The sequence below is a fragment of the Dysgonomonas sp. HGC4 genome (assembly GCF_001261715.1).
Taxonomy (GTDB): domain Bacteria; phylum Bacteroidota; class Bacteroidia; order Bacteroidales; family Dysgonomonadaceae; genus Dysgonomonas_A.
Genome location: NZ_CVRU01000081.1, coordinates 1,511 through 23,998, shown reverse-complemented (window position 1 = coordinate 23,998; position 22,488 = coordinate 1,511). Strand labels below are relative to the sequence as shown.

The 22,488-nt window shown below is 35.5% G+C and carries 15 protein-coding genes and 1 riboswitch; of the genes, 7 read left to right on the top strand and 8 right to left on the bottom strand.

What is annotated here, in order from left to right:
• Positions 1-291 precede the first annotated feature (291 nt).
• On the top strand, positions 292-1,335 hold the full coding sequence (locus HGC4_RS07915; protein ID WP_050709589.1) for a linear amide C-N hydrolase: 1,044 nt from the start codon (positions 292-294) through the stop codon (positions 1,333-1,335).
• A 134-nt stretch (positions 1,336-1,469) separates the two neighbouring features.
• Here the strand turns inward: HGC4_RS07915 and HGC4_RS07910 are convergent, their stop codons facing one another.
• The 4 genes from HGC4_RS07910 to HGC4_RS07895 form a co-directional block, all read right to left on the bottom strand.
• Positions 1,470-2,258 (bottom strand): formate/nitrite transporter family protein, encoded by a 789-nt coding sequence (locus tag HGC4_RS07910; protein WP_050709588.1) that lies wholly within the window; start codon positions 2,256-2,258, stop codon positions 1,470-1,472.
• A gap of 19 nt (positions 2,259-2,277) precedes the next feature.
• Positions 2,278-2,994: a pyruvate formate-lyase-activating protein gene (pflA, locus tag HGC4_RS07905; protein WP_050709587.1), complete on the bottom strand. Its 717-nt coding sequence runs from the start codon at positions 2,992-2,994 to the stop codon at positions 2,278-2,280.
• Between the two features lie 78 nt (positions 2,995-3,072).
• Positions 3,073-5,304 (bottom strand): formate C-acetyltransferase, encoded by a 2,232-nt coding sequence (gene pflB / locus HGC4_RS07900; protein ID WP_050709586.1) that lies wholly within the window; start codon positions 5,302-5,304, stop codon positions 3,073-3,075.
• Between the two features lie 164 nt (positions 5,305-5,468).
• A riboswitch (cobalamin riboswitch) is annotated at positions 5,469-5,671 on the bottom strand.
• Between the two features lie 395 nt (positions 5,672-6,066).
• Positions 6,067-6,369: a hypothetical protein gene (locus tag HGC4_RS07895; protein WP_050709585.1), complete on the bottom strand. Its 303-nt coding sequence runs from the start codon at positions 6,367-6,369 to the stop codon at positions 6,067-6,069.
• A 323-nt stretch (positions 6,370-6,692) separates the two neighbouring features.
• On the opposite strand from HGC4_RS07895, the gene HGC4_RS07890 reads away from it, so the two are divergent.
• The 4 genes from HGC4_RS07890 (at position 6,693) to HGC4_RS07875 (ending at position 10,837) form a co-directional block, all read left to right on the top strand.
• Positions 6,693-7,184, top strand: coding sequence for a 3'-5' exonuclease (locus HGC4_RS07890; RefSeq protein ID WP_050709614.1), 492 nt, complete (start codon positions 6,693-6,695; stop codon positions 7,182-7,184).
• 203 nt (positions 7,185-7,387) lie between these two features.
• Entirely contained in the window at positions 7,388-8,125 is a 738-nt protein-coding gene (locus HGC4_RS07885; protein WP_082204117.1) for a porin family protein, read from the top strand.
• A 12-nt stretch (positions 8,126-8,137) separates the two neighbouring features.
• Complete coding sequence (locus HGC4_RS07880) at positions 8,138-9,322, top strand: S41 family peptidase (RefSeq protein ID WP_050709583.1); 1,185 nt, start codon at positions 8,138-8,140, stop codon at positions 9,320-9,322.
• 189 nt (positions 9,323-9,511) lie between these two features.
• Entirely contained in the window at positions 9,512-10,837 is a 1,326-nt protein-coding gene (locus HGC4_RS07875; RefSeq protein ID WP_050709613.1) for a KamA family radical SAM protein, read from the top strand.
• A gap of 106 nt (positions 10,838-10,943) precedes the next feature.
• On the opposite strand, the gene HGC4_RS07870 is transcribed toward HGC4_RS07875, so the two are convergent.
• The gene (locus tag HGC4_RS07870; RefSeq protein WP_050709582.1) at positions 10,944-12,914 is read right to left on the bottom strand and encodes a family 20 glycosylhydrolase; all 1,971 of its coding nucleotides are present in this window, start codon (positions 12,912-12,914) and stop codon (positions 10,944-10,946) included.
• Positions 12,915-13,269: 355 nt separating this feature from the next.
• Here HGC4_RS07870 and HGC4_RS07865 point away from each other — a divergent pair, with 355 nt between their 5' ends.
• A complete protein-coding gene (locus HGC4_RS07865; protein WP_050709581.1) occupies positions 13,270-13,977 on the top strand; it encodes a TapB family protein in 708 nt (235 codons plus the stop codon).
• 158 nt (positions 13,978-14,135) lie between these two features.
• On the top strand, positions 14,136-14,885 hold the full coding sequence (locus tag HGC4_RS07860) for a potassium channel family protein (RefSeq protein WP_050709580.1): 750 nt from the start codon (positions 14,136-14,138) through the stop codon (positions 14,883-14,885).
• A gap of 107 nt (positions 14,886-14,992) precedes the next feature.
• On the opposite strand, the gene HGC4_RS07855 is transcribed toward HGC4_RS07860, so the two are convergent.
• The 3 genes from HGC4_RS07855 to HGC4_RS07845 all read right to left on the bottom strand — a co-directional run bounded on the left by HGC4_RS07855 (position 14,993) and on the right by HGC4_RS07845 (position 22,388).
• The gene (locus HGC4_RS07855) at positions 14,993-16,585 is read right to left on the bottom strand and encodes a RagB/SusD family nutrient uptake outer membrane protein (protein WP_050709579.1); all 1,593 of its coding nucleotides are present in this window, start codon (positions 16,583-16,585) and stop codon (positions 14,993-14,995) included.
• A gap of 13 nt (positions 16,586-16,598) precedes the next feature.
• A complete protein-coding gene (locus HGC4_RS07850; protein ID WP_082204116.1) occupies positions 16,599-19,649 on the bottom strand; it encodes a SusC/RagA family TonB-linked outer membrane protein in 3,051 nt (1,016 codons plus the stop codon).
• Positions 19,650-20,228: 579 nt separating this feature from the next.
• A complete protein-coding gene (locus HGC4_RS07845) occupies positions 20,229-22,388 on the bottom strand; it encodes a helix-turn-helix domain-containing protein (RefSeq protein WP_050709577.1) in 2,160 nt (719 codons plus the stop codon).
• Positions 22,389-22,488 lie beyond the last annotated feature (100 nt).

Sequence of the window (22,488 nt, the reverse complement as noted above, 5' to 3'; positions counted from 1 at the left end):
CTAACATAAGAGCAGATCATATTATTAGATCATTGCTTCTCATAGCTGTAAGCAAATGTATGAAAATAGACTTTAAATAGCTATCTAACAGTTATTAGAAAGTCGTTAGAATTCAATTCATTGATTCTAACGACTTTCTAATTGATTTTCTTCTTCTTTTCACTCACAATTTACCTACTTTTGGAATACAAATTTGTAGAATATATTATAAATAGATAAGCCAAAATAATCAATTTGGTAAACCCTATTAAAGCAATAAAAGGATTTTAATTTACATTAAAATAAAAAATTATGAAAAAAGTATTTATTTTTTTATGTTCGTTAACAACACTAAGTTTAGCTTCAAAAGCCGAAGCATGTACAAGAGTAGTTTATACAGGGACTAATGGAATGGTAGTAACAGGTCGTACGATGGATTGGAAAACCGAGTTAGCAAGTAATATTTGGGTATTCCCTAGAGGAATGGAACGTAATGGTGAAACAGGTCAAAATTCATTGAAGTGGACGTCTAAATATGGCAGTGTCGTAACCTCAGCTTTTGAAATAGCAAGTACAGATGGTATGAATGAAAAAGGATTAGTAGCTAATCTGCTTTGGCTATCCGAGTCGGAATATCCTGCAAGAGATCAGAACAAACCGGGGCTTACTATTGCTGCGTGGGTACAATATATGCTGGATAATTTTGCAACAGTAAACGAAGCCGTTTCTTTTTTAGAAGGAGATACTTTTCAGGTAGTATCGGATCAGATGCCTGACGGATCTAGAATGGCGACATTACATCTATCTATTTCAGATGCTACAGGCGACAATGCTATTTTTGAATACATAAATGGAAAGCTGAATATTCACCACAGCACAGAGTATAAGGTGATGACTAACTCGCCTACTTATGACAAACAATTGGCATTGAATGACTATTGGAAATCAATCGGTGGATTAACGTTCCTACCTGGAACCAATCGCGCTACCGATCGTTTTGCAAGAGCTAGCTTTTATATTGATGCACTTCCTAAAACAGATAACGAAAAAATAGCGATTGCCAGTGTATTCAGTGTAATTCGTAACATATCAGTTCCTTACGGAATATCAACACCTCAGAGTCCTGAAATCTCCACAACAGAATGGAGAACAGTATCAGACAGTAAAAACCTGACTTACTTTTTCGAATCGAGTTTGACTCCAAATACATTTTGGGTAAATCTTCAGGATATGGACTTGGCACAAGGTGCACCAGTAATGAAGTTATCTATTGCAAATGGTGAAATCTATAATGGTAATACTGCTAATGATTTTAAACCTGCGCAACCTTTCAAATTTTTAGGTGTGAATAATTGATAAGTAAAGGATGAAAAAGTCCATTCCTAAAATGGGCTTTTTCATCTTTCCTCTCCTTTCCTCCACAGTTGCTGACTAAGCCTCTTATTTCTCTAAGTAGATATTTAACTTTTTGGCTCTCTTTTATATATAGTTTATTCTTCTTTTAGATACAAATACCCATATACACAACCAATAAACCCGGCTCCACCAACGAGGTTTCCGAGTGTGGATGGAATAAGGTTTTGTATTAAGAAGCTTCCCCAAGTAATATCAGCCCCTGAATAAATAGCTGCCGGAATGAAAAACATATTAGCAATAGAGTGTTCATAGCCGAGTGTGACGAATAACATTACTGGAATCCAGATACCTATACACCTTCCAGTAATATCTTTTGCTGCGTAGCCCATAAAAACACCTAGGCATACTAACCAGTTTGCACCTATTCCTTTTATAAATATAGTGAAAAAGTCTTGACTTACTTTTACTTCAGAATAATGATGTAAGTATGTTTGCCAAGGTTGTTTATCTAATAAGCCAACTTCATAAGATAAAACGAAAGCTATGAATTGTGTGCCTATAAAGTTGAATAGATAAGACAATAATAGATATTTAAAGAAAATGCTTACATTGATTTTCCTTTGTAGCAGAGGGAAACAAAATCCGGCACAGTTGCTAGTAAAAAGATCAGCTCCTGTAATGGAAACCATAATCAGCCCTACAGGGAATAAAGCCCCGGCTACAAATTTCACTAAACCTGGATTGGCTGCTCCAATGCCCGGCATTCCTCCCGAAACCATAATAGACAACAATCCTCCAAAAGCTATAAACATGCCTCCGAGTATTGATAATATACAAAATTTAATAAAAGGTATATTTCTCTTATAAATAGCTGATTCTGCAAAAAGAAGAGTAATTTCTCTTGGGTTATAGTAATTAGACATGCATTAAAAAAATAATAGGTTAAACCGGAAGTCCGTAAGACTTAAAAATCGCTTCTGCTTTTTCTTTTTGGGTAGAGGTGGGAGGCTCTATATCTTTTAGCTGGTACTCCAAGCCTAAATCTTGCCATTTTTGTACTGCCATTTGATGGAATGGAAGTATATCTACTCGTTCTACATTTTTGAACTGTGATGCATATTTAGCCCATTCGATCAAATCTTTCTCGTCATCGGTATAGTGGGGCAGAAGTACATAACGTAGCCAAGTGGGTTTGTTTGTCTCTGCGAGATATTCCATAAACTTCAAGGTTGGCTCTAAAGGGACTGTAGTCAGCTCTTTATATTTTTCGGGATTAATATGTTTGATATCCAGTAAAACGAGATCGGTATATTGGAGTACTTCTTTTACTTTTTCATTCAGAAATATACCTGATGTGTCAATTGTTGTATGAATGTTATTTTCCTTACATAGTTTGAATAATTCTAAAACAAACTCGGGTTGAAGCATGGGCTCTCCTCCCGAAATGGTAATTCCTCCTCGAACGAAATTTTTCACTTTATCCAATTCCTGAAAAACCTCTAGAGGTGTAAGCATATATTTTGCACCATCCTTTTTCCATGTATCAGGATTGTGACAGTATAAACAACGCAGTGGGCAGCCTTGCATAAACACAACAAAACGGATTCCCGGTCCGTCTTTTGTCCCGAATGTTTCGAATGAATGTATGTATCCTTGCATCTCCGGCAAAATTAATGTGTAAAACGAAGTGAAGCTTTTATAGCTTCACTTCGTTTAGTAATATTTTATCTGCTTTATTTAGATAGCAGTAGTAATGGTACGATTGATAACATCCAACTGTTGCTCACGAGTAAGCTTCACGAAGTTCACAGCATAACCCGATACGCGGATAGTTAACTGAGGATATTGTTCTGGACGTTCCATTGCATCAATTAATAATTGACGATCAAATACGTTTACATTCAGGTGATGACCTGTTTGCAAAAAATATCCATCCATCAGTGAAGCCAGATTTTGAGATTCTTCTTCTTTACCTTTACCTAATGTGTTAGGCGTAATAGCAAATGTGTAAGATATTCCGTCATTAGCATGCTCAAATGGAAGCTTGGCTACAGAAGACAGTGATGCAACAGCACCCTTGGTATCACGTCCGTGCATTGGATTTGCACCCGGTGCAAACGGAGTGCCATCACGACGTCCATCGGGTGTATTACCGGTTTTCTTCCCGTAAACTACATTTGATGTAATGGTCAATACCGATTGAGTAGGAATTGCGTCTTTATACATCTTACGTTTACGAATTTTATTCATAAACTTCTCTACAATTTCTACAGCAAACTTATCTGTATTATCATCGTTATTTCCGAAAGGGATATAGTCTTTTTCGAGAATGTAATCTACTGCATCTCCATCGGCATCTCTTACTATACGAACTTTACCGTATTTGATAGCAGCAAACGAATCGGCTATAATAGAGAGTCCCGATACTCCGAAAGCTTGCGTACGAACGATATCTACATCGTGTAAAGCCATCTCTAAAGCTTCGTACGAATACTTATCGTGCATATAATGGATTATATTCAATGCTTTTACATAAGTTTCGGCTACCCAGTCTAGGGTACGGTCAAATTTATCCCATACTTCGTCAAACTCTAAATAGTCACCTGATACTTTTTCAATCCAATGCTTAGGTAATACCTGTGCTTTTGTTTTTTCGTCTTTACCCCCATTTATGGTATAAAGTAAAGCTTTAGGTAAATTGGCACGAGCACCAAAGAACTGCATTTGGTGACCTATACGCATAGGTGATACGCAACAAGCAATACCATAATCATCTCCTAACTGAGGACGCATAATATCATCATTTTCGTATTGAAGAGAAGATGTATCAATAGATACTTTTGCGCAATATTTTTTCCAGCTTTCAGGCAATCTGTTACTCCATAAAATGGTGAGGTTTGGTTCGGGTGATGGTCCTAAATTATAAAGAGTATGCAACATACGATAACTGTTTTTAGTTACCATAGAAGCTCCATTGTTAGTCATTCCTCCAATAGACTCTGTTACCCAAACAGGATCACCAGAGAACAGTTCATTATATTCGTTAGTACGTAAGTAACGAACAATGCGCAGTTTCATAACGAAATGGTCGACCATTTCTTGAGCTTCTTTTTCAGTAATCAAACCAGCTTTAAGATCACGCTCAATATAAATATCAAGGAAAGTTGTTACACGACCCAAGCTCATTGCAGCACCATTTTGATCTTTAATTGCTCCTAGGTAACCGAAGTATGTCCATTGGATAGCCTCTTGTGCATTAGCAGCAGGGTTTGAAATGTCGAAACCATAAAAAGCAGCCATTCGTTTGAGTGCTTTCATTGCTTGAATCTGAGAATTCAACTCTTCGCGAAGACGAATCAAATCATCAGTCATTACAACAGGATCGCACTCTTTGTATCGTTTCTCTCTTTCAGCAATCAGGCGATCTACACCATAAAGTGCTACCCGACGGTAGTCACCAATAATACGTCCTCGACCATATGCGTCAGGCAGACCCGTTAATAAGCCGTTACTTCTTGCACGACGAATACTGTCTGTATAGGCAGAAAATACACCTTCGTTATGTGTTTTACGGTATTTTGTAAATATTTCTGATGTGATTGGATCTAGTTTATAGCCATATTCTTCGAGGCTTTGTTGCACCATGCGGATTCCGCCATTTGGGAAGATAGCTCTTTTGAGAGGTTTGTCTGTCTGTACATCGACTATTTTCTCTAGAGTTTTATCTATATATCCGGCTTCATAAGCATCAATCTGCGAAGGTATTTTAGTTTCAGCATCATAAACGCCTTTTTCTTTTTCGACCTTAAACATTTCGCTCAGTTTCTCCCACAATTTGGTGGTAGCATCTGTTGGCCCTTCAAGGAAAGACTCATCACCGGTATACTCAGTGTAATTTTTTAGGATAAAATCGTTTATATCAATTTTTTCTTTCCATTTTGTACCTTTAAAATCTTTATATATTTCCATTTTTTTTATTAATGATTAGATATGTAAACTTTATTTTGACAGAAATTATTTTTGAAATTGACGTACTTTCTTTATGGCTGTGTAGAAATGTTAAATGTCTACTGGTCTCCGATAAAAAAGTATTAGATTCGTAAGATGTTGTATTGCTTTATTTCCCGAAAGCATCAAACTTTATCATCATTGGCAGGTCTTCTGACTTACTCTATTTTTGAAATTCCTTCCCATTCTTTTATGAACAGTGGTTTTGAGTTCTTCAAAAATGCTTGTAGAGCTTACAGCAGCGGGTCTGTTCGAGATTTTCACCCGATTCCCTTTTCATCATTTTTCTAAGAATACAGAAAATGACACCAAAATGTATACAAAAATAGTAACTTTTATCGGAGTTATTTGTTTTTTGTCATAAATAATTATTTGCTCATGCAAAAGCTCATTATAACAAAGAAGTAACATACATTATTATCGAGTTCTGGTTATAATAATAGTTGGATCATTTATTTACGTATGTTCTCATACAGATGACGCTTATATTGATTTGATTAGTACTTTCTTCACTTGTACTACTAGAAATTTTCAATTACCAATAACAGAGAAACAGACATTAAATATCTTATTTAGTGTCTGTTTCTCTGTTATTTTAAGTTCTTTTCTTCTAGTGTACGATAACTATTTTTAATATAATGATAAGGTTTAGGTATGGCTTATTTATTACAACAGCTTTAGTTAGATATAACTCTCCAAAAGAATATTTGATTTAGGATCACACTAACCAAATACAAACTGTCCAATAAACTGATCGCCTTCCCATTCCTCTTTACATTTAACCCCTATACCTAGTTTGTGTAACATTCTGTGTAACTCGTTATTGACCTTGTCAATATATATCAAACTAATCTCTTTTAGTTTTAATAGCTTCGAAAAGCTATTGGTATCTGCACTATCAAGTTTTATACTTTCATATCCGGAAACTCTATTACCTTCGAGTTTAAATACATTTATCAATGTATTTTCTTTTATCTCTGTACTCGGAACACCTTTATCTGTTATTATTGCAATTGTCTTTACCATGGCTCTCTTTTTATGAAAATTATTAACCCTATCTACTATTGTATACGTTCTTTGAACAAGTAATATTTTAAATGAGTTCCTTTTTTAATGATCTTTTAGATTCATCGGAATAAATTCTAAATGAATCTAATGAAAATACAAGATTTATATCTCCATTTTGAAACTTATACTAAAAGATGTTATGGACTATTCTTCATCCTTGAGACGGAGAGATAAAGTAAAATAGATGGTGTTTTGATACACTAAATATTCTCTTTGTTCATTAATAATAGATAGAAATTTTATTCCTAATTTTACTCATAAATATATTATAGGTTTAAATGATACGAGATTTTGTAGCCATAGATTTTGAAACAGCTAATCACGAACTTTCAAGTGTGTGTAGTGTTGGTATTGTGGTTGTGCGAAATGGAAGTATTACAGATCGTTTTTACAGTCTTATTCAGCCTGAGCCCAATTATTATAACTATGGAAATACCGCCGTTCATGGGTTGACAGATGAAGACACAGCTAACGAACCTGTGTTTTCGGAAGTATGGAAACAAATAGAACCTCTTATTGAGGGTTTGCCTCTTGTAGCTCATAACAAAGGATTTGATGAAGCCTGCCTGAAAGCAGTGTTTCGCTCTTATCAAATGGACTATCCTGATTATCAGTTTTACTGTACTTTGGCAGAATCGCGTCGTCAATTACGTCACTTACCCAATCATCAACTACACACTGTTTCAGAAGATTGTGGGTATATTCTAACAAACCATCATAATGCCCTGGCTGATGCCGAAGCTTGTGCCGAAATAGCAATGCAATTGTTGTAAACTTGCATCATCGTTATCTACTGATTGGCATTTAGTCTAACTCTTCCTCTATTTTCCTGAACTTTCGACTTAGGTATCTCTTATATTCTTAAAAGTTAATTGTTTAGGGTGAAAAATATTAAAAGGTACATTCTCTAAAACTATTTGATTCTTAGATTTGTTTGAATATTTATTTCCTTAAACATTGTAATAATCTTAGTCTTATGAAGCAGAAACAATTGTTTTCCGCAATACTCTTACTATGTGCATGTATGATCTCTCCAAAGGTGCAGGCACAACTAGAACTGGGGATATCGGGTGGATACGTTCGCAATAACCTAAATACAAGTACACTTTATCGTTCGTTTACTAAATATGAAGGTCAAAATAGCTTTACGGTTGGCATTCCTGTACGTTATAACTTTAAAGATTGGTTGGCAGTACAAGCAGAAGTCATCTATATTCGGAAAGACTATAAAAAGAGCCGTAGTTATTATTACGAAGGCATTTATCAAAAAACCGAGAATAGTTATATCAAATTACCCTTGATGGCTCACTTCTCTTTTGGAGGTAATAAGCTGAGAGGTTTTACTAACATCGGAGGATATGCTGCTTATTGGGCAAACAGCAGAGTGAAGGGTGTTACAGCATCTTTAAATTATAATGCCAATATTCCGGAGGGTAATTATTTGCAGTTTTACGAACCTTATTTTTATGATGAGAAGAATCCTTTTGACAGTCGTAGAGATAACCGCATAGAGTGGGGGCTGTTGGCAGGTATAGGTGCTGAATATGCTGTAACTGGTATTTTAAAACTATTTATAGAGGGTCGTTACTATTATGGAACTACTGATTTACAGAAAGATTATATGATAAATAAAGTTCCTCGTTACAACGATACATTTACGATACAGATGGGTGCTCTTTTAAATCTCTCTTCTATTTTAGGTCATAATAAATAAAAACATAGCATTATGAAATATCTGTTTACGTGTATTTTGACAATACTTACACTTAGTCCTTTCACATCTTGCCGCGAAGATTTTCCCGATATAAACGAACCGGAGAAATATCCGGGATACAATTACAATGAAATATTCGATGCTTATTGGAATGGGATGAATAACAATTATATATTCTGGGATATAGATACTACGGATTGGGATAGGGTATACCGAGAATATAAACCTTTGTTTGCCAAGCTAAGCTATGCATCTCCTGAGGACGCCGGAAAAGCGTATACTTACTTTAAAAAAATGACACGAGGTTTAGTTGATTCTCATTATTACCTGACTTTTACAAGTCCTTTTCTGAAAGATTCATTACCTATATGGCCATCCGAGTTTAAAAGATTGAATACACCTGAATACGATGCTTATCTTACTTATGAACATATGTTTTATTCTTTACCGGGGACTTATTTGGATAGAGGATTGAGGGGAACTACATTTTCCGAAAGATTCCAATATAATATAAATGCTATGGCAGGAGTTCGCGATGATAATATACTATATTTTTATTGCAGTGGATTCAATCTCGAAGATCTCTATAATTCCCCATCTGATAATGACGTAAAAGATGTATTGCAATATTTCTTCGATAAACTGATAGCCACAGATGATATAAAGGGAATTATCATAGATGTAAGAAGTAATAACGGAGGTGCTGCCGGTGATTTGAAGTTTCTATTGGGAAGAATGGTTGACAGAGATTATTTAGTAGGTTATACACGCTCAAAGAGCGGTGAAGGACGACTCGACTATAGCCCATGGACACCTTATTACTTAAAAACACTTCCGGGAGCAAAGAACGTAACCGCGCCTATTGTTGTTTTGGCAGATACTTGGTCGATGAGCATGGCGGAAATTTTACCGATGACTGTGAAAGTTTTACCCAATGGTCATTTTATTGGAGAACGCACATGGGGTGCAATGGGACCGCTTGGTCCTAATACAGATACTAATAGTGGACAATTTTCGACCTCATTTTTTACATTGGTTTATACGTCTTCACTTATGTATAAATATGTGGATAATAAAATATATGAAGGTATAGGTTTTCCACCTGATATAGAGGTGAAATACGATCAACAAGCTATTAATGAAGGGAGAGATCCTCAGTTTGAAGCTGCAGTAAATTTGATTAACAATGTAAAATAGTATGGTTTGTTGTGGCTGTCTTTGGACTAAGGAGTGTGCGTAGGCTTTATTGGTTTAACGATAGCTTTTTACCTAAATAAACGTTATTTTTCCATAAAAAAAGATTTCAAATATTATCGCTGTATTGGTTTTAGGGATGATTCTAGTATATTATATGATTATTATTTTACACCTTATCGATTTATGACTATGAATACATCTCTAAAATCTTACACTTTACACAATTTTCGAACAATTCCGCAAATCTCTTCCCTATCTAAAGAATTGATTGAGAATATCGAAATTGTAGGAAGAGTATTACCATTCAAAACTAATAATTATGTAGTGGAAGAGCTTATTGATTGGAGTAATGTCGAAACAGATCCAATCTTTATCTTGAATTTTCCACAGAAAGAAATGCTAGATAAGAAATATTATACTCTTATAAAGAAACTACTGGATGAAAATGCCAGTAAGGAGGTGATTGATGAATATGTGAAGAAGATACGATTATCATTAAATCCCAATCCCGCAGGTCAGGAGCATAATGTGCCTTATTTAGGTGAAATAAAATTGAAAGGTATTCAGCACAAATATCCTGAAACAGTACTATTCTTTCCGAGTCAAGGGCAGACATGTCATGCATATTGTACTTTTTGTTTTCGGTGGCCGCAATTTTCAGGAATGAGTGGGTTGAAGTTTGCGATGAAAGAGGGCGCTCTGTTGCTTAAATATCTGCGTCTGCATAAAGAAGTGACAGATATATTATTTACAGGAGGAGATCCTATGGTGATGAGTGCTTCAACGTTAGAAGCGTATATAAAACCTCTATTAGAGCCCGAATTCGAACATATACGATCTATCCGTATTGGTACAAAATCACTTGCATATTGGCCTTACAGATATTTGATCGATAAAGATAGTGATGATATAATCAAGCTATTTGAATTGGTGAATAAATCGGGCAAGAATCTTTCCATTCAGGCTCATTTTAATCATCCACGCGAGTTATCAACCCATGCGGTCAAAGAAGCTATTGCGAGAATACGTAAAACGGGCGCACAGATACGAACACAGTCACCTTTATTGAAGCATATTAACGACAAAGCAGAATTGTGGTCTCAGATGTGGCGTAAGCAGGTCGATTTAGGTTGTGTACCTTATTATATGTTTATAGCACGTGATACAGGCGCAAAACGATATTTTGAAATTCCGTTAGAAAGGTGTTGGCAGATATTCCGACAAGCATATAGTCAAGTAAGCGGACTTTGCCGTACTGTAAGAGGGCCGAGTATGAGTGATGTTGCAGGGAAGATTCAAGTACTTGGGGTGCAAGAGATAAAAGGAGATAAGGTTTTTGTACTTCGCTTCATACAAGGTCGCAATCCAAAATGGGTGCATATTCCATTCTTTGCAGAGTATAATCCTAAAGCTACATGGATGGATGAGTTGAATCCTGCTTTTGGAGAAGATAAGTTCTTTTTTGAAGAAAAGCCATCCAAATTAAAAACTACGAAACCGTTCCCTTTTGAATAAATGAATATTCGTCCTCTTTATACAAACTTGATTGCATCTATTCGAGACACAATCAAGTTTTGATAAAATGAGTTTAAAACTATAAGACTAATGAGTTATTGGTCATCTATTCCTTACAATAGTTGTAAACCTTTAAATTTCTAATTTTACTGTTATAATCTCCCGCTCTTTCAAGAGGGAATACTAAAGTTTGAATGTAATACATCTTGTCTTTTCCCTCACTATACCATTGAGTTTTGATACTCAAATTATCGTGAAGTTTACCATTGATATATAAACGGGTTCCTTTATTATCTCCGCAAACAGTAATTAATACTTTTTCTCCATCCTTTACTCTGTAATTGAATGTATTGAGATAGCCATCTCTGGCGAATCCTAACATCCCTTTTATAGGATCAGAGAGATAAAATTGTGTTTCGTCCGTTGAGAATAAAACAGTTCCTTTCTTCTCGTTAGCTCCATCCAATTCGAAGCTTACAGTGTAGTTATAGCCTATTTCTTTGTACTTCATTTTATCACCTTTCTTAACCTCAGCTTGCTCATAAACAAGAGTTGGCTGTGTACTTATCTTTCCTAATATATTTATTCCAGGAGCTTCACTTAGATTTTGTCTTTTCAAGTCAAAAACGTCAAAAGGTAGTGTGATACTCTTTCCTGTCCACATCTTAGTTGATAGAGTCTGAATTGCAGGAAAAACTCTATGGTGTATGTCTTTTGTTGATATACCATTTCCTGCATGATCGTTCCATACAGCAAACATACCACCCTTTATTTTAGGTTCGTTATCGCTGAATACTTTGTTACCTATTTGGGCTGGTGTCCATTCATCGTATATTTTGTTATGGTTGAGGTAATCATAATAGTAACCTGCATTGGGTACAATATATAGAAGTCCGTCTGGAATACTTACTAAATCGTATCCCTGCTCTATCATAGAGTCTGGTTGCGCGTATGGATTGTGCCAAGCTAACATTAATACATTTTCCGATTTCACAGGAGTTTCTCCATTTGCATGGGTTAACGCACCCCACACGCAAGCTTGTTTTCCATAACCTTCCACTAAGCGAATGCAGTAATCGGTAAAATAGCGAAACTTCTCAATAACATCTTTCTTCTTATTAGAATATTCATCGGTACCCACGTGAACGCGCTTCCCTCTAAAAACAGGATTCTCACCTTCTAAGTATTCTTTGAATAGGTCATCTATAAATTTATAAGTTTCAGGATTAAATAAATCAAGATGATCCATACCATACTCTGTACTTCCTATTTCGGGTTTATATTGTGAGAAAGCTAGTGAATGGGCGGGAACATCTATCTCAGGAATGATTTCCACAAAGTATTCTTCTGCTAACTTTTGCAGGTCTATAAATTCGCTCTTAGTATAATAGCCGTCTTGAGCTGCTAATCCTGGGAATGTTTCGCTTTCGAGTCGGAATGCAGAATACGTTTTGTTCCAATCGTTTTCGAAGTACTGCTTAAATCCATTATCATTTAGATGAATCTGAAAAGTATTCATCTTATAATAAGCCATTATTTCCACATAGTCGCGAAGGTATTGTAAGGGGATGAATTTTCTTCCGCAATCAATCATAAAACCACGCAATTCATAGTCAGGCCAATCCTTTATTTCACCCTTTGGGAGCTCTCTTTCTTTGCTTTGTTCCGACATCTGTAATAAGGTTCTGGTTGCCCAGAATACACCAATCGGTTGAGGAGCGGTAATTTCAACCAAATCAGAAATCTTTATTTGGTATCCTTCCTTTCCTAATTCTTTATTAGATGCGGTTTTGAAAGTAAAGTCTCCTTTATTGGCTTTGCCTTCCGAAATTGTTAGCTCTTTGCCAAACATAATCTTATAATCTTCGGCAAATAATTTTGCTACATGTCGTAAATCGGAATTACCTTTTGGTACTATAATTTGAGAGGTTTCAGTTATACGAAAGAGACCATCTTTACCAGCCCATTGCTTTAATTCGGGTATTACAAATGGTTTTTGATTAATCTCGGCAGCAGATGAAAATACGGGTAATATCACAAATATGATTGCGATAACCCTAATAAATAGTGTTTTCATGTATTGTTCTTTAGGTTTATATTTACAAATATAACAAAACTTATAAAAATAAATGAATTTGTATCTCTTTGTGAGGTGTTGAAGTGCTAATTAACAATTCGTATTATCAAACTAAGGATTAAGTGGGGTAATATGGTTTTATTTTAATAGAGATGAGTCTGTTTTTATTTTTTCAGAAAAGATCTATTTGCGTTAATGAAAATAGATAAAAGGAGATTAATTGTATCTTTTAATTCAGCAGGAGAAAAAAATGACTATTTGTTTATGTTATTGTGTATTAGTCGTTTAAACTTTTCTGTAGATCAATTGTTATAATTGTTTAAACAAATTTTACGTTACATAAACATTTTACATTATGAGAAGAGTTTTATTGTTTTTAATTTCTGTTTTTGCTTTTACAGGCTTGATTAAAGCACAGGATGATTGTATGGCATTTTTCCCGAAAAATGTAGGAGATGCATTAATTAATAAGAGTTATGATGCAAATAATAATTTATTGAACACCATGACTTATAGAGTTAATACAGCTTATGATGATTTTATTACAGGAAAAGATTTGGAAGTAGGCTTTGTTATGACAGATGCTAGTAACAATGTTATTGACGAAGGTAACCTTGATGCGGAATGTAATGATGGCGTTTTCTATTTGAAGATGGTAAACAGAACCATTTCACCTCAAATAATGGGAATCTTGGGAGAAGATACTGAGCTTGTTGGCGACTTTTTGGATTATCCTGATACATTTTCAGATTTTCCCTTTGAAGGAAATTTCAAAATGGACGCAGGAGAATTTACGATTCAGTCAAAAAGTGATAAAAAGGAGTTGATAAGAGTTCGTGTTTACAACCGAGAGTATGAGAAAAATGAAAAAGTTACAACACCTGCCAGAACTTTTGATGCATCGAAAATTACATTTGATTTTGATGTGTATAAAGATAAAAAAACAGTAACCTTTAGTGGAGTAGAGTGGTATGCTGCAGAAGCTGGTATTGTACGTTCTGAAACGTATAGTAATAAACAGTTACAAAATTATACTGTATTGACAAGCTTGATAAAAAAATAAAACTGAATTTATATAAAAAAATAAAAGTCATTTGAGGAGTTTTCTCAGGTGACTTTTTCTTTTAATAATAGGTACTTAAACCTGTATAAATGTCTTTCGAAAACAAAACATTTCTAACGGTGTTTATTAAATAAGAACAATTCATACTTTTAAAATTAATGAAGAATACGTTTAGAAATTTTTTTTATCAGAAAACAAATATTTGTGATATTCTGCATATTATAATAATTTTACTTTCTATTTTTCTTGTAATAAGTATTTCTATTGATACTTTCAAGAATATTCCGTTTCAGACACAAGGATCTTATTTGAAGATACAGTTGTGGATATGTATATTCTTCTTATTCGATTTTCTATTGGAGTTTATGCTGTCGGGTCGTAAGTGGAATTTTTTTCGTTCTCATTTTGTTTTTCTTATAATATCGATTCCCTATCTCAATATAATAGATTATTATAATCTCTCATTCTCTCCAGAGGTTAGTTATTTTATTCGTTTTATTCCTCTGATTAGAGGAGGATATGCTTTGGCTATTGTGGTTAGTTGGTTGACAAAGAATAAGATTTCGGGACTATTTGTTTCTTATTTGACTATGTTGTTGGCAACGGTTTATTTTTCGAGTCTAATATTTTTAGTTATCGAACATAAGGTAAATCCTTTGGTGACAAACTATCCCGATTCGTTATGGTGGGCATTTATGAATGTTACAACTGTAGGTTCGAATATTTATGCGGTGACTACCGGAGGTCGTATATTATCTGTGGTTTTAGCGGCATTGGGCATGATGATGTTTCCTGTCTTTACGGTTTATATAACTAGTGTGATGCAAAGGGTAAATAGGAAAAAAAAGGGAATTTCTCATTCGAAAGATGCAAAAGAAATTGATACAAATGATACTGTTAAGTCTTAAGTCGTTCTAATGAGTTGATAAACTCATTAGATTAGCTATAGCTCTTGAAAATAAAAAGCCTACCTTATTTATTAAGGTAGGCTTTTCTTTAGATTATCTGATTGAAATTAGTATCCCGGATTATTAGGTAATAGGTTATTGTTCTTGTCAATTGAAGATTGAGGAATAGGCAGAAAGATGTTTTTGTCGGCAAATTTTCTCTTTTCTACAAAGAAGTTAGCACCATTCAAATTCACTTTTCGGTCTCCATTGGGTAAAACCTCATCTAAAATAGTACCTTGACGGCAGCCAAGTGCGTCTCCATTCATTACTTCGTGAGCAAGCCCCCAACGGATAATGTCATAACGTCTTAGACCTTCGAAAGCAAATTCGGAACGACGTTCGCGGCGAACTAATTCTCGTAATTTAGCTTGAGTATTGTATTTAGTTCTGTCTACGGCTGGTATTCCGGCTCTTGTTCTCACTTTATCTAAAGCATCATACATTTCGGCGTCTAATTGGTTCAATTCAATTTTCGCTTCGGCTAATGTCAGAAGAACTTCGGCATATCTGAAAATCATAATGCTTCGACCTGTATTCCAAAATCCGGAAGGGAATTGATCTAAGTTATTGAAATACTTCTTGAAGTTGTATCCCGATTTTGTTGAATTATTTTCTTTAGTCGGATGGTCTGCATTTCCTGAAACAACAGAACTGAATATCTCACCTTCCCAAAGTTGTCCGGGGTAAATAAGAGTTTGTCTTAAGCGAGGGTCTCTGTTTACATAAGGGTTTGTATCGTCATACTTGCCAGCAGCTTTAGCTTCGGCTATAGTTGAACCATCAGCCATTTCGTAATTATCAACCAATGATTGCAAAGGAACTACTGACGACCATCCTCCCTGGCTATTGGGAAGGAATGGTGTTAAATCCATAGAAAGATTATTTTCGATATGTTCGTATTGAAGTATGGCTTCTCCGTTAGTATCTCTGTTTGCCATCAAAAATAAACCTTCGAACGATGGAAATAAGCTATACCCTTGAATTGCTTTTGCTACCTCAATCGCTTCCTTGTACATTCCTTTAAATAAATATATTCGCATTAGCAAAGCTTGTGCCGCACCTTGGGGAATACGTCCAGTTTCGCTAGATGAATGTTTTTCTGCAAGGCTGGGAATAATTTCTTTTAGCTCAGATATTACAAAATCTTCTACTGTTGCCCTGGGATCTCTACCAACTCTGGCTTCTTCGGGAGTAGCAAAAGTCTTGGTAACCAGTGGTGAATCGCCATACCACTGTGTTAGTAAGAAATGACGATATGCTCTGATGAAACGAACTTCGGCTACGTATTTTGTTTTTAAACCTTCGGTTCTGAAGTTAACACGATCGATATTCTCAAGAAACTCATTACACTTGCGAATAGTAACAAAAGAGAATATGGCGGTAGTACCGGGATCACCGGGAGACATCGTTCCATCGCCAATGGCTTGATACCCTTCGTGGCGGTGAAAATTATAAGCATTATCGGAGCCACAATCGCGGTACATAATACCGTAACTATCTTCAAATCCTCTGTAACAACCTGTCAAAGCCAGTTTTGCATCGTTTTCTGTTTCCCAGAATGTACCGGGAGAAAGGGCATCACCCGGTGCTCGGTCAAGAAAATCCGAACAAGAGGTAAGAGCAAATACCGAAACTAGAAATAATATATATTTTTTCATGATTTAATCCTCCTTAAAATGTAACGTTAATACCAAATGAATTCACCATCACCTGAGGATAGTGACTACCTCTTCCAACTGGAGATTCAGGATCCCAGCCTTTTACAAAGCTTGTAAATGTCAACAGGTTTTGAGCACTGTAAAATACTCTGACTTTAGATATTTGCATATTGTGAGTTAGTTTTGCGGGAAGTGTATATCCTACTTGTAGATTCTTTAGACGTAAATAAGTACCATCTTGTAACCAATAAGAAGATATTACACTAGGCATACTAGGTCCGCTTTTACCTTGGCTACTCAAACGGGGGATATCGGTATTTGTATTTTCGGGAGTCCATCGGTTACGCCAGAAGGTTGTGGGCTTACCATTATCTCCGTTCAACTCTCCAATAGCTTCTGATTCCATGTATCCTTTACCTCCTGCTGTTCCTTGAAAGAATAGCAGCATATCGAATCCTCTATAAGTTGCTCCTACATTAAAACCGAATACAAATTTAGGATCCGTACAACCAATTATCACACGGTCGGCAGCACTTAGTACACCATCGCCCGATACATCTACGTAGCGCAAGTCACCCGGTACGACAGTTCCTTGTATGTTATTGGTTGGCCAATTGTTTATATCTTCTTTTGATTGGTATAAACCGTCAGTTTTATATCCATAGATGCTGTTTAAAGAGTTTCCTACTCGTTTAATGTCTTTTCCATCAATAATTTCGCTTTGTCCGGCAAGTTTCAATATCTTGTTTTTATTGTATGCTATATTACCTCCGAAAGAAAACATTACATTCTTAAACTGCTTATTATATTGTGCTGAAAACTCTATACCTTTATTGGATACTTCACCTACATTGTCCCAGAAATCTTCTAAAGCGTATGTATCTGGTGTAGGTACTTTCATTAGAATATCCGATGTTAGTTTGTCATAATAGTCAACAGTTATATTAAGATCGCTAGTGATACCAACATCAAGACCAATGTTCCATGTACGTGTTTCCTCCCATTTTAGGTTTGGATTCTTGGCATAAATGGTTGCTCCACCGGGTACTATTTTACCACCAAAAGCATAATCTTGGTCTTTTAGAGATAGGGTAGGAATGGTAGGGTAATAATCGTCTAAAGCTGCTTGATTACCCAATTTACCCCATGATGCTCTCACCTTTAAATTCGTAATGGAGTTTCTGAGAGGTTCCATGAAGTTTTCCTCTGAAATACGCCATGCTCCCGAGAATGAAGGAAAAAATCCCCAACGATTGGCTTCTGCAAAACGAGATGATCCATCGTAACGGAAGTTGGCTTCGAATAAGTATTTACCTGCATAATCATAATTTAGACGACCAAACCATGATAGCATGGCTAACTCTCTGGTATATCCTTCATTTTTCATACCTGCGGTACTGCCACCGTTTAAATCGCTCAAGTTGTTACTCGGGAAATTTTCGCGATAGGCATATGTATATTTGTAGTGGTAATATTCGGAGTGAAACCCTCCTAAGAATATGAAGTTGTGATTACGGTTAAAGCTCTTGCTATAATTTAAGAAGATATCACTTGCGACTGTTTCGTTCGAATAGTCTCTTTGGTGCATTTTGTTTGGACCTTGGTATTTATAGGGATTGTATTGAATGTCTTTTATAAATTCGTTTTGGTCTTCAGTGAATGTTTTATAAGAGAATACACCTTTGAGCGATAGGTCTTTTATAAATTCATACTTAATTGTTCCTATTCCTAAAAAGTATGCTCTCTTTTTCAGAATCTGTTGTCCCAAATCTATCCATGCAATCGGGTTACCATCACTTATAGTTCCATAATCACCATTCGATTTACGATAGGGAATCCATGGTGAAATTAAGTTTACTTGTCTGAAAATCTGGTCTGCTCCTCCTCCTACATATGAGTTTGTTGCCTCTTCTAGATCCATACGTGTATAAGATAGATTGACGCCAACATCAAGTTTCGATATTGGATTGATGTCTAGGTTGGTTCTTATATTGTATTGTTTCTTACCTGTCAATTTGATTACACCATCTTGTTGAAGATAGCCTACCGATGTCATATAACGGGCTTTGTCTGTACCTCCGCTAACATTTACACTATGATTGGTTTGAAATCCTGAACCTTGATAAAGTAAGTCTTGCCAATCGGTATCAGCAAAATTATCGGGATCGGAGCCATCTCTGAATTTTTGAATTTCGGCTTCTGTAAATTTCAAACTTTTACCGTCATTCTTTAGAGCTTCGTTATACATCTCAGCATACTCAGCCGATCGTATATACTTGGGCAATGCGGTAGGTGTTTGCCAACCAAAATTTCCTGAATAATTGACTTGTGATTTACCAGCTTTACCTTTTTTTGTAGTGATTAAAATAACTCCATTAGCAGCTTTTGCTCCAAATATAGCCGAGCTTGCTGCATCTTTTAAAACAGTTAATGTTTCGATATCATTAGGATCTATATTATCCATTGTAGCTTCTACTCCATCTACAAGTACCATTGGGTTGGCATTGTTTAAAGTTCCTACTCCACGTACTCTGATAGTACCTCCATCACCACCCGGTAATCCACTTTTCTGAGTAATGGTGACACCTGGTAATAAACCTGCTAAACCTGCTGATACATTGGTAATAGGTCTGTTTTCGAGCATTTTGCTGTCTACAGTGGCAACTGATCCTGTGAGGTTTACTTTTTTCTGTGTACCAAAACCAACTACTACAACTTCATCTAGTAATTTGGTGTTTTCTTTGAGTTTAACATCTATTACTTTGCGCGCTCCTACAGGTATTTCTTGTCTTTCGTAGCCGATATAGGAATAAACTATTACCGCATTACTATTAGGTACGGTTAAAGAGTACTTTCCATCAATATCGGTAGCTGTTCCAATTGTTGAATTTTTCACAGCGATTGTAATCCCAATCATGGGCTCATTGTTTTCGTCTGTGACAGTACCTGTAATGTTTATTTGTGCATTGGACGACATCCCGTAGCCGAGCATTGCCATCATTAGAATTAGCACTTTAAAGAAACCACATTCTCGTTGTTTCCTTTTTCTTAATTTGTTGTTCATGCTTTAATTGATTTAGGTTAAACATTATTGTATAAAAAAGTTTGGTTCTGAATAATGAAGTAGTTACGTGCGAAGAAGACCAAGCCGATTATATCGGTATGGTAGAATATGGATTTAAATAAATAGGTAATATAAGGCTCTGCCCGAAAATAAGATTTCGGGAAAATTTGTTGCTAAGAAAAGAATAGTTTATTTTATAGCTCTCTCTCTCTCTCTCTCTCTCTCTCTCTCTCTCTCTCTCTCTCTCTCTCTAATATTTCAGCACAATTGACCAAATCTAAATAGTTAAAATTTAGATTTGAGTCTTCTTTTTTGTATTCTAGAGATGCTGTCATTTTTCTTTTGTTGCTAATTAAGGTCTTTGAAAATATAAACTGAAATTCGTAGTAGAAGAGTGAGTAGTTTGCTAGTAATAGATTTATGGGTTAATATAATAAAGCTTGTTTACTTTTCGATAAAAAAAAAGATTTTAGATGAAATCGTAAACCCACTCTGTGAACAAATGTAATAATTAAACTGAAATATTGTTATTTTCTTTAAAGAAATCTATCAGGTTTTCTTAGATATTTATATTTCTGATTATTTCTTGGACCATCTGATATGATTCATCATAGCTTTAATATCCAGATAAGTATATTCCTTGGGTAACTCTTCTTTGATGCTGGATAGGGGAGTACTAGGCTGAATGTCTTTTAATCGGGGAAGAAGATAGTTTTGCTTTTCTTCGGAGATTAATTGATCTATGGATAATTCGCCCGTAAGGATAAATCCCGATAAATGACTTTCGATAGTTGTTGTAGATAAATTGCGCTCAGCAGCAATTTCTTTTAACGTTTTTCCTTCATTAAATAATGATAAGGTAATACGTTGGCTATCTCCCTTTTGTGGTTTCGATTTCTTTTCACTTTCAATAGGTTCTTCGACTTTTGGAGCAGTCAATTGTTTGAAAGCAAGATCGGAAGTGAGTTCTATATTCCCATAGTGGATATGCTCTAACTTTTCCAAAAGGGATAATAATGTCGCATGAATTTCGCGTACACCTTTCAAATATAGCTTGACTTTGGATGCTTTCTTTAGACTGTTTATATGGCTTTCAATTGGCAAGATGATATTTTGTTGTAAATCTTTATGGAAGTAATGCACTGCCTTTTTTACACGATCTTTTAATAAGTTGATATCCGGATCGGTTGCTGATAGTATTGAGCTTAATTCTCTTCTGAAATTCTCAGCAATTTTCTGTTCTTCTATGGCTTTGTCATATAGTTGTGAGAACAAAGCTTGCATTTTCTCCTTTTCAGGAATGTTTTTTTCGGCAGCCAATTGATTTAGAGAATGAACACTGCGAACTATGGGTGACCAATCGAATGCTTTTTTTAATCGATCAGCACAATAGCGAGGTTTTTCTTCTTCTAATATTTGTTGAAGGTAATCTTGTTTTAACTCTTCTTTGCTAAATGCTATGGCATTCTGGTCGGTATGTATGCTATCGGCTGTTATACGAGAGAATAATACTATCCCATCGAGAGATGTACAACGGCTGAGTGCCACATATACTTGTCCTGCGGCAAAAGCTTGTCCTGCATCTATCACTACTCGGTCGAAAGTTAATCCCTGACTTTTATGAATAGTAATAGCCCATGCTAAACGAATAGGGTATTGTGTAAATGCTCCCAATTCTTCTTCCTGAATATTACCCGAATCCTCATTTAATGAATAGCGAACATTTCTCCAAGTTTCCTCTTCGAGTTCCATTTCGTTGCCATCTTCAAATCGTACAACTATTTTATCTTTTGATAGATGACTAATTACGGCTAGTTTACCATTATAATAGCGACGTTTTTCTCCCACGTCATTTTTTACGAACATTACTTGCGCACCAATTTTCAATACCAGATTAAAATCGGTTGGCAGAGAGTTGTCTGTAAAATCTCCAGTTATTTTCCCCGAAAAAGAAACTCCCTTTGTTTGCAAATTGTCAAGTTGTTCACTATTTATTTTGTCAGCTTTATAATTGTGAGTACATAAAACAATGTATCTGTTTTCGGCTGTTAATTTAAAAGATGGGTTGTAGCGTTGATTGAGTATTTGTAAATCACCACTTGTGGTACAATTATTACGAATTCGATTCAAGATATCAATAAAAACCTGATCGCTTTGTCTGTAAATAGTTTTTAGTTCTACATAAAGTGGCATATTATTCTGTAATGCCTGAGCGTGAAAGAAGAATGGGGAAGGGTAGTATTGTTTCAACTGATCCCATTCGTGTTGTTGTGCTACGGGGGGTAATTGATACATATCGCCAATAAAGAGTATCTGAACTCCTCCAAACAATTGCTGATTGTTGCGATAGCGTTTTAGCATATAATCTATTGCATCCAACATATCAGCTCTAAGCATACTTACCTCATCTATAATAAGTAGTTCGAGTTCGCGTAACATCTCAATTTTCGACTTACGCAATTTGAAGTGAAAGTCGAGTTTCTTTTTTCCTTCCAGATTTGGAATAAATGGTTCGAATGGTAACTGCAACAACGAATGTAATGTTACACCTCCTGCATTTATTGAAGCCACTCCTGTTGGTGCTGCTACTATTACGTTTTTATCCACATTCTTGCGGATATAGTGTAGAAATGTAGTTTTACCTGTTCCTGCTTTACCTGTAAGAAAAACAGATTGAGAAGTGTTACGAACAATATCGGCGGCAAGTTTAAATATTTCGTTTGGTGATGTGGTTTCCATTCTTTTCTGATTATTATTACAAAGATAATTATATTAAGGTTGGATACCTAGCTTAGACAGGAAGGTAAATCTATTTCTTGTGAGAGAATAGTCTATAGCT

Coding starts and splice junctions, on each gene's coding strand:
- HGC4_RS07915 (WP_050709589.1), top strand. CDS start 292: ATGAAAAAAGTATTTATTTTTTTATGTTCGTTAACAACACTAAGTTTA.
- HGC4_RS07910 (WP_050709588.1), bottom strand. CDS start 2,258: ATGTCTAATTACTATAACCCAAGAGAAATTACTCTTCTTTTTGCAGAA.
- pflA (WP_050709587.1), bottom strand. CDS start 2,994: ATGCAAGGATACATACATTCATTCGAAACATTCGGGACAAAAGACGGA.
- pflB (WP_050709586.1), bottom strand. CDS start 5,304: ATGGAAATATATAAAGATTTTAAAGGTACAAAATGGAAAGAAAAAATT.
- HGC4_RS07895 (WP_050709585.1), bottom strand. CDS start 6,369: ATGGTAAAGACAATTGCAATAATAACAGATAAAGGTGTTCCGAGTACA.
- HGC4_RS07885 (WP_082204117.1), top strand. CDS start 7,388: ATGAAGCAGAAACAATTGTTTTCCGCAATACTCTTACTATGTGCATGT.
- HGC4_RS07880 (WP_050709583.1), top strand. CDS start 8,138: ATGAAATATCTGTTTACGTGTATTTTGACAATACTTACACTTAGTCCT.
- HGC4_RS07875 (WP_050709613.1), top strand. CDS start 9,512: ATGAATACATCTCTAAAATCTTACACTTTACACAATTTTCGAACAATT.
- HGC4_RS07870 (WP_050709582.1), bottom strand. CDS start 12,914: ATGAAAACACTATTTATTAGGGTTATCGCAATCATATTTGTGATATTA.
- HGC4_RS07865 (WP_050709581.1), top strand. CDS start 13,270: ATGAGAAGAGTTTTATTGTTTTTAATTTCTGTTTTTGCTTTTACAGGC.
- HGC4_RS07860 (WP_050709580.1), top strand. CDS start 14,136: ATGAAGAATACGTTTAGAAATTTTTTTTATCAGAAAACAAATATTTGT.
- HGC4_RS07855 (WP_050709579.1), bottom strand. CDS start 16,585: ATGAAAAAATATATATTATTTCTAGTTTCGGTATTTGCTCTTACCTCT.
- HGC4_RS07850 (WP_082204116.1), bottom strand. CDS start 19,649: ATGAACAACAAATTAAGAAAAAGGAAACAACGAGAATGTGGTTTCTTT.
- HGC4_RS07845 (WP_050709577.1), bottom strand. CDS start 22,388: ATGGAAACCACATCACCAAACGAAATATTTAAACTTGCCGCCGATATT.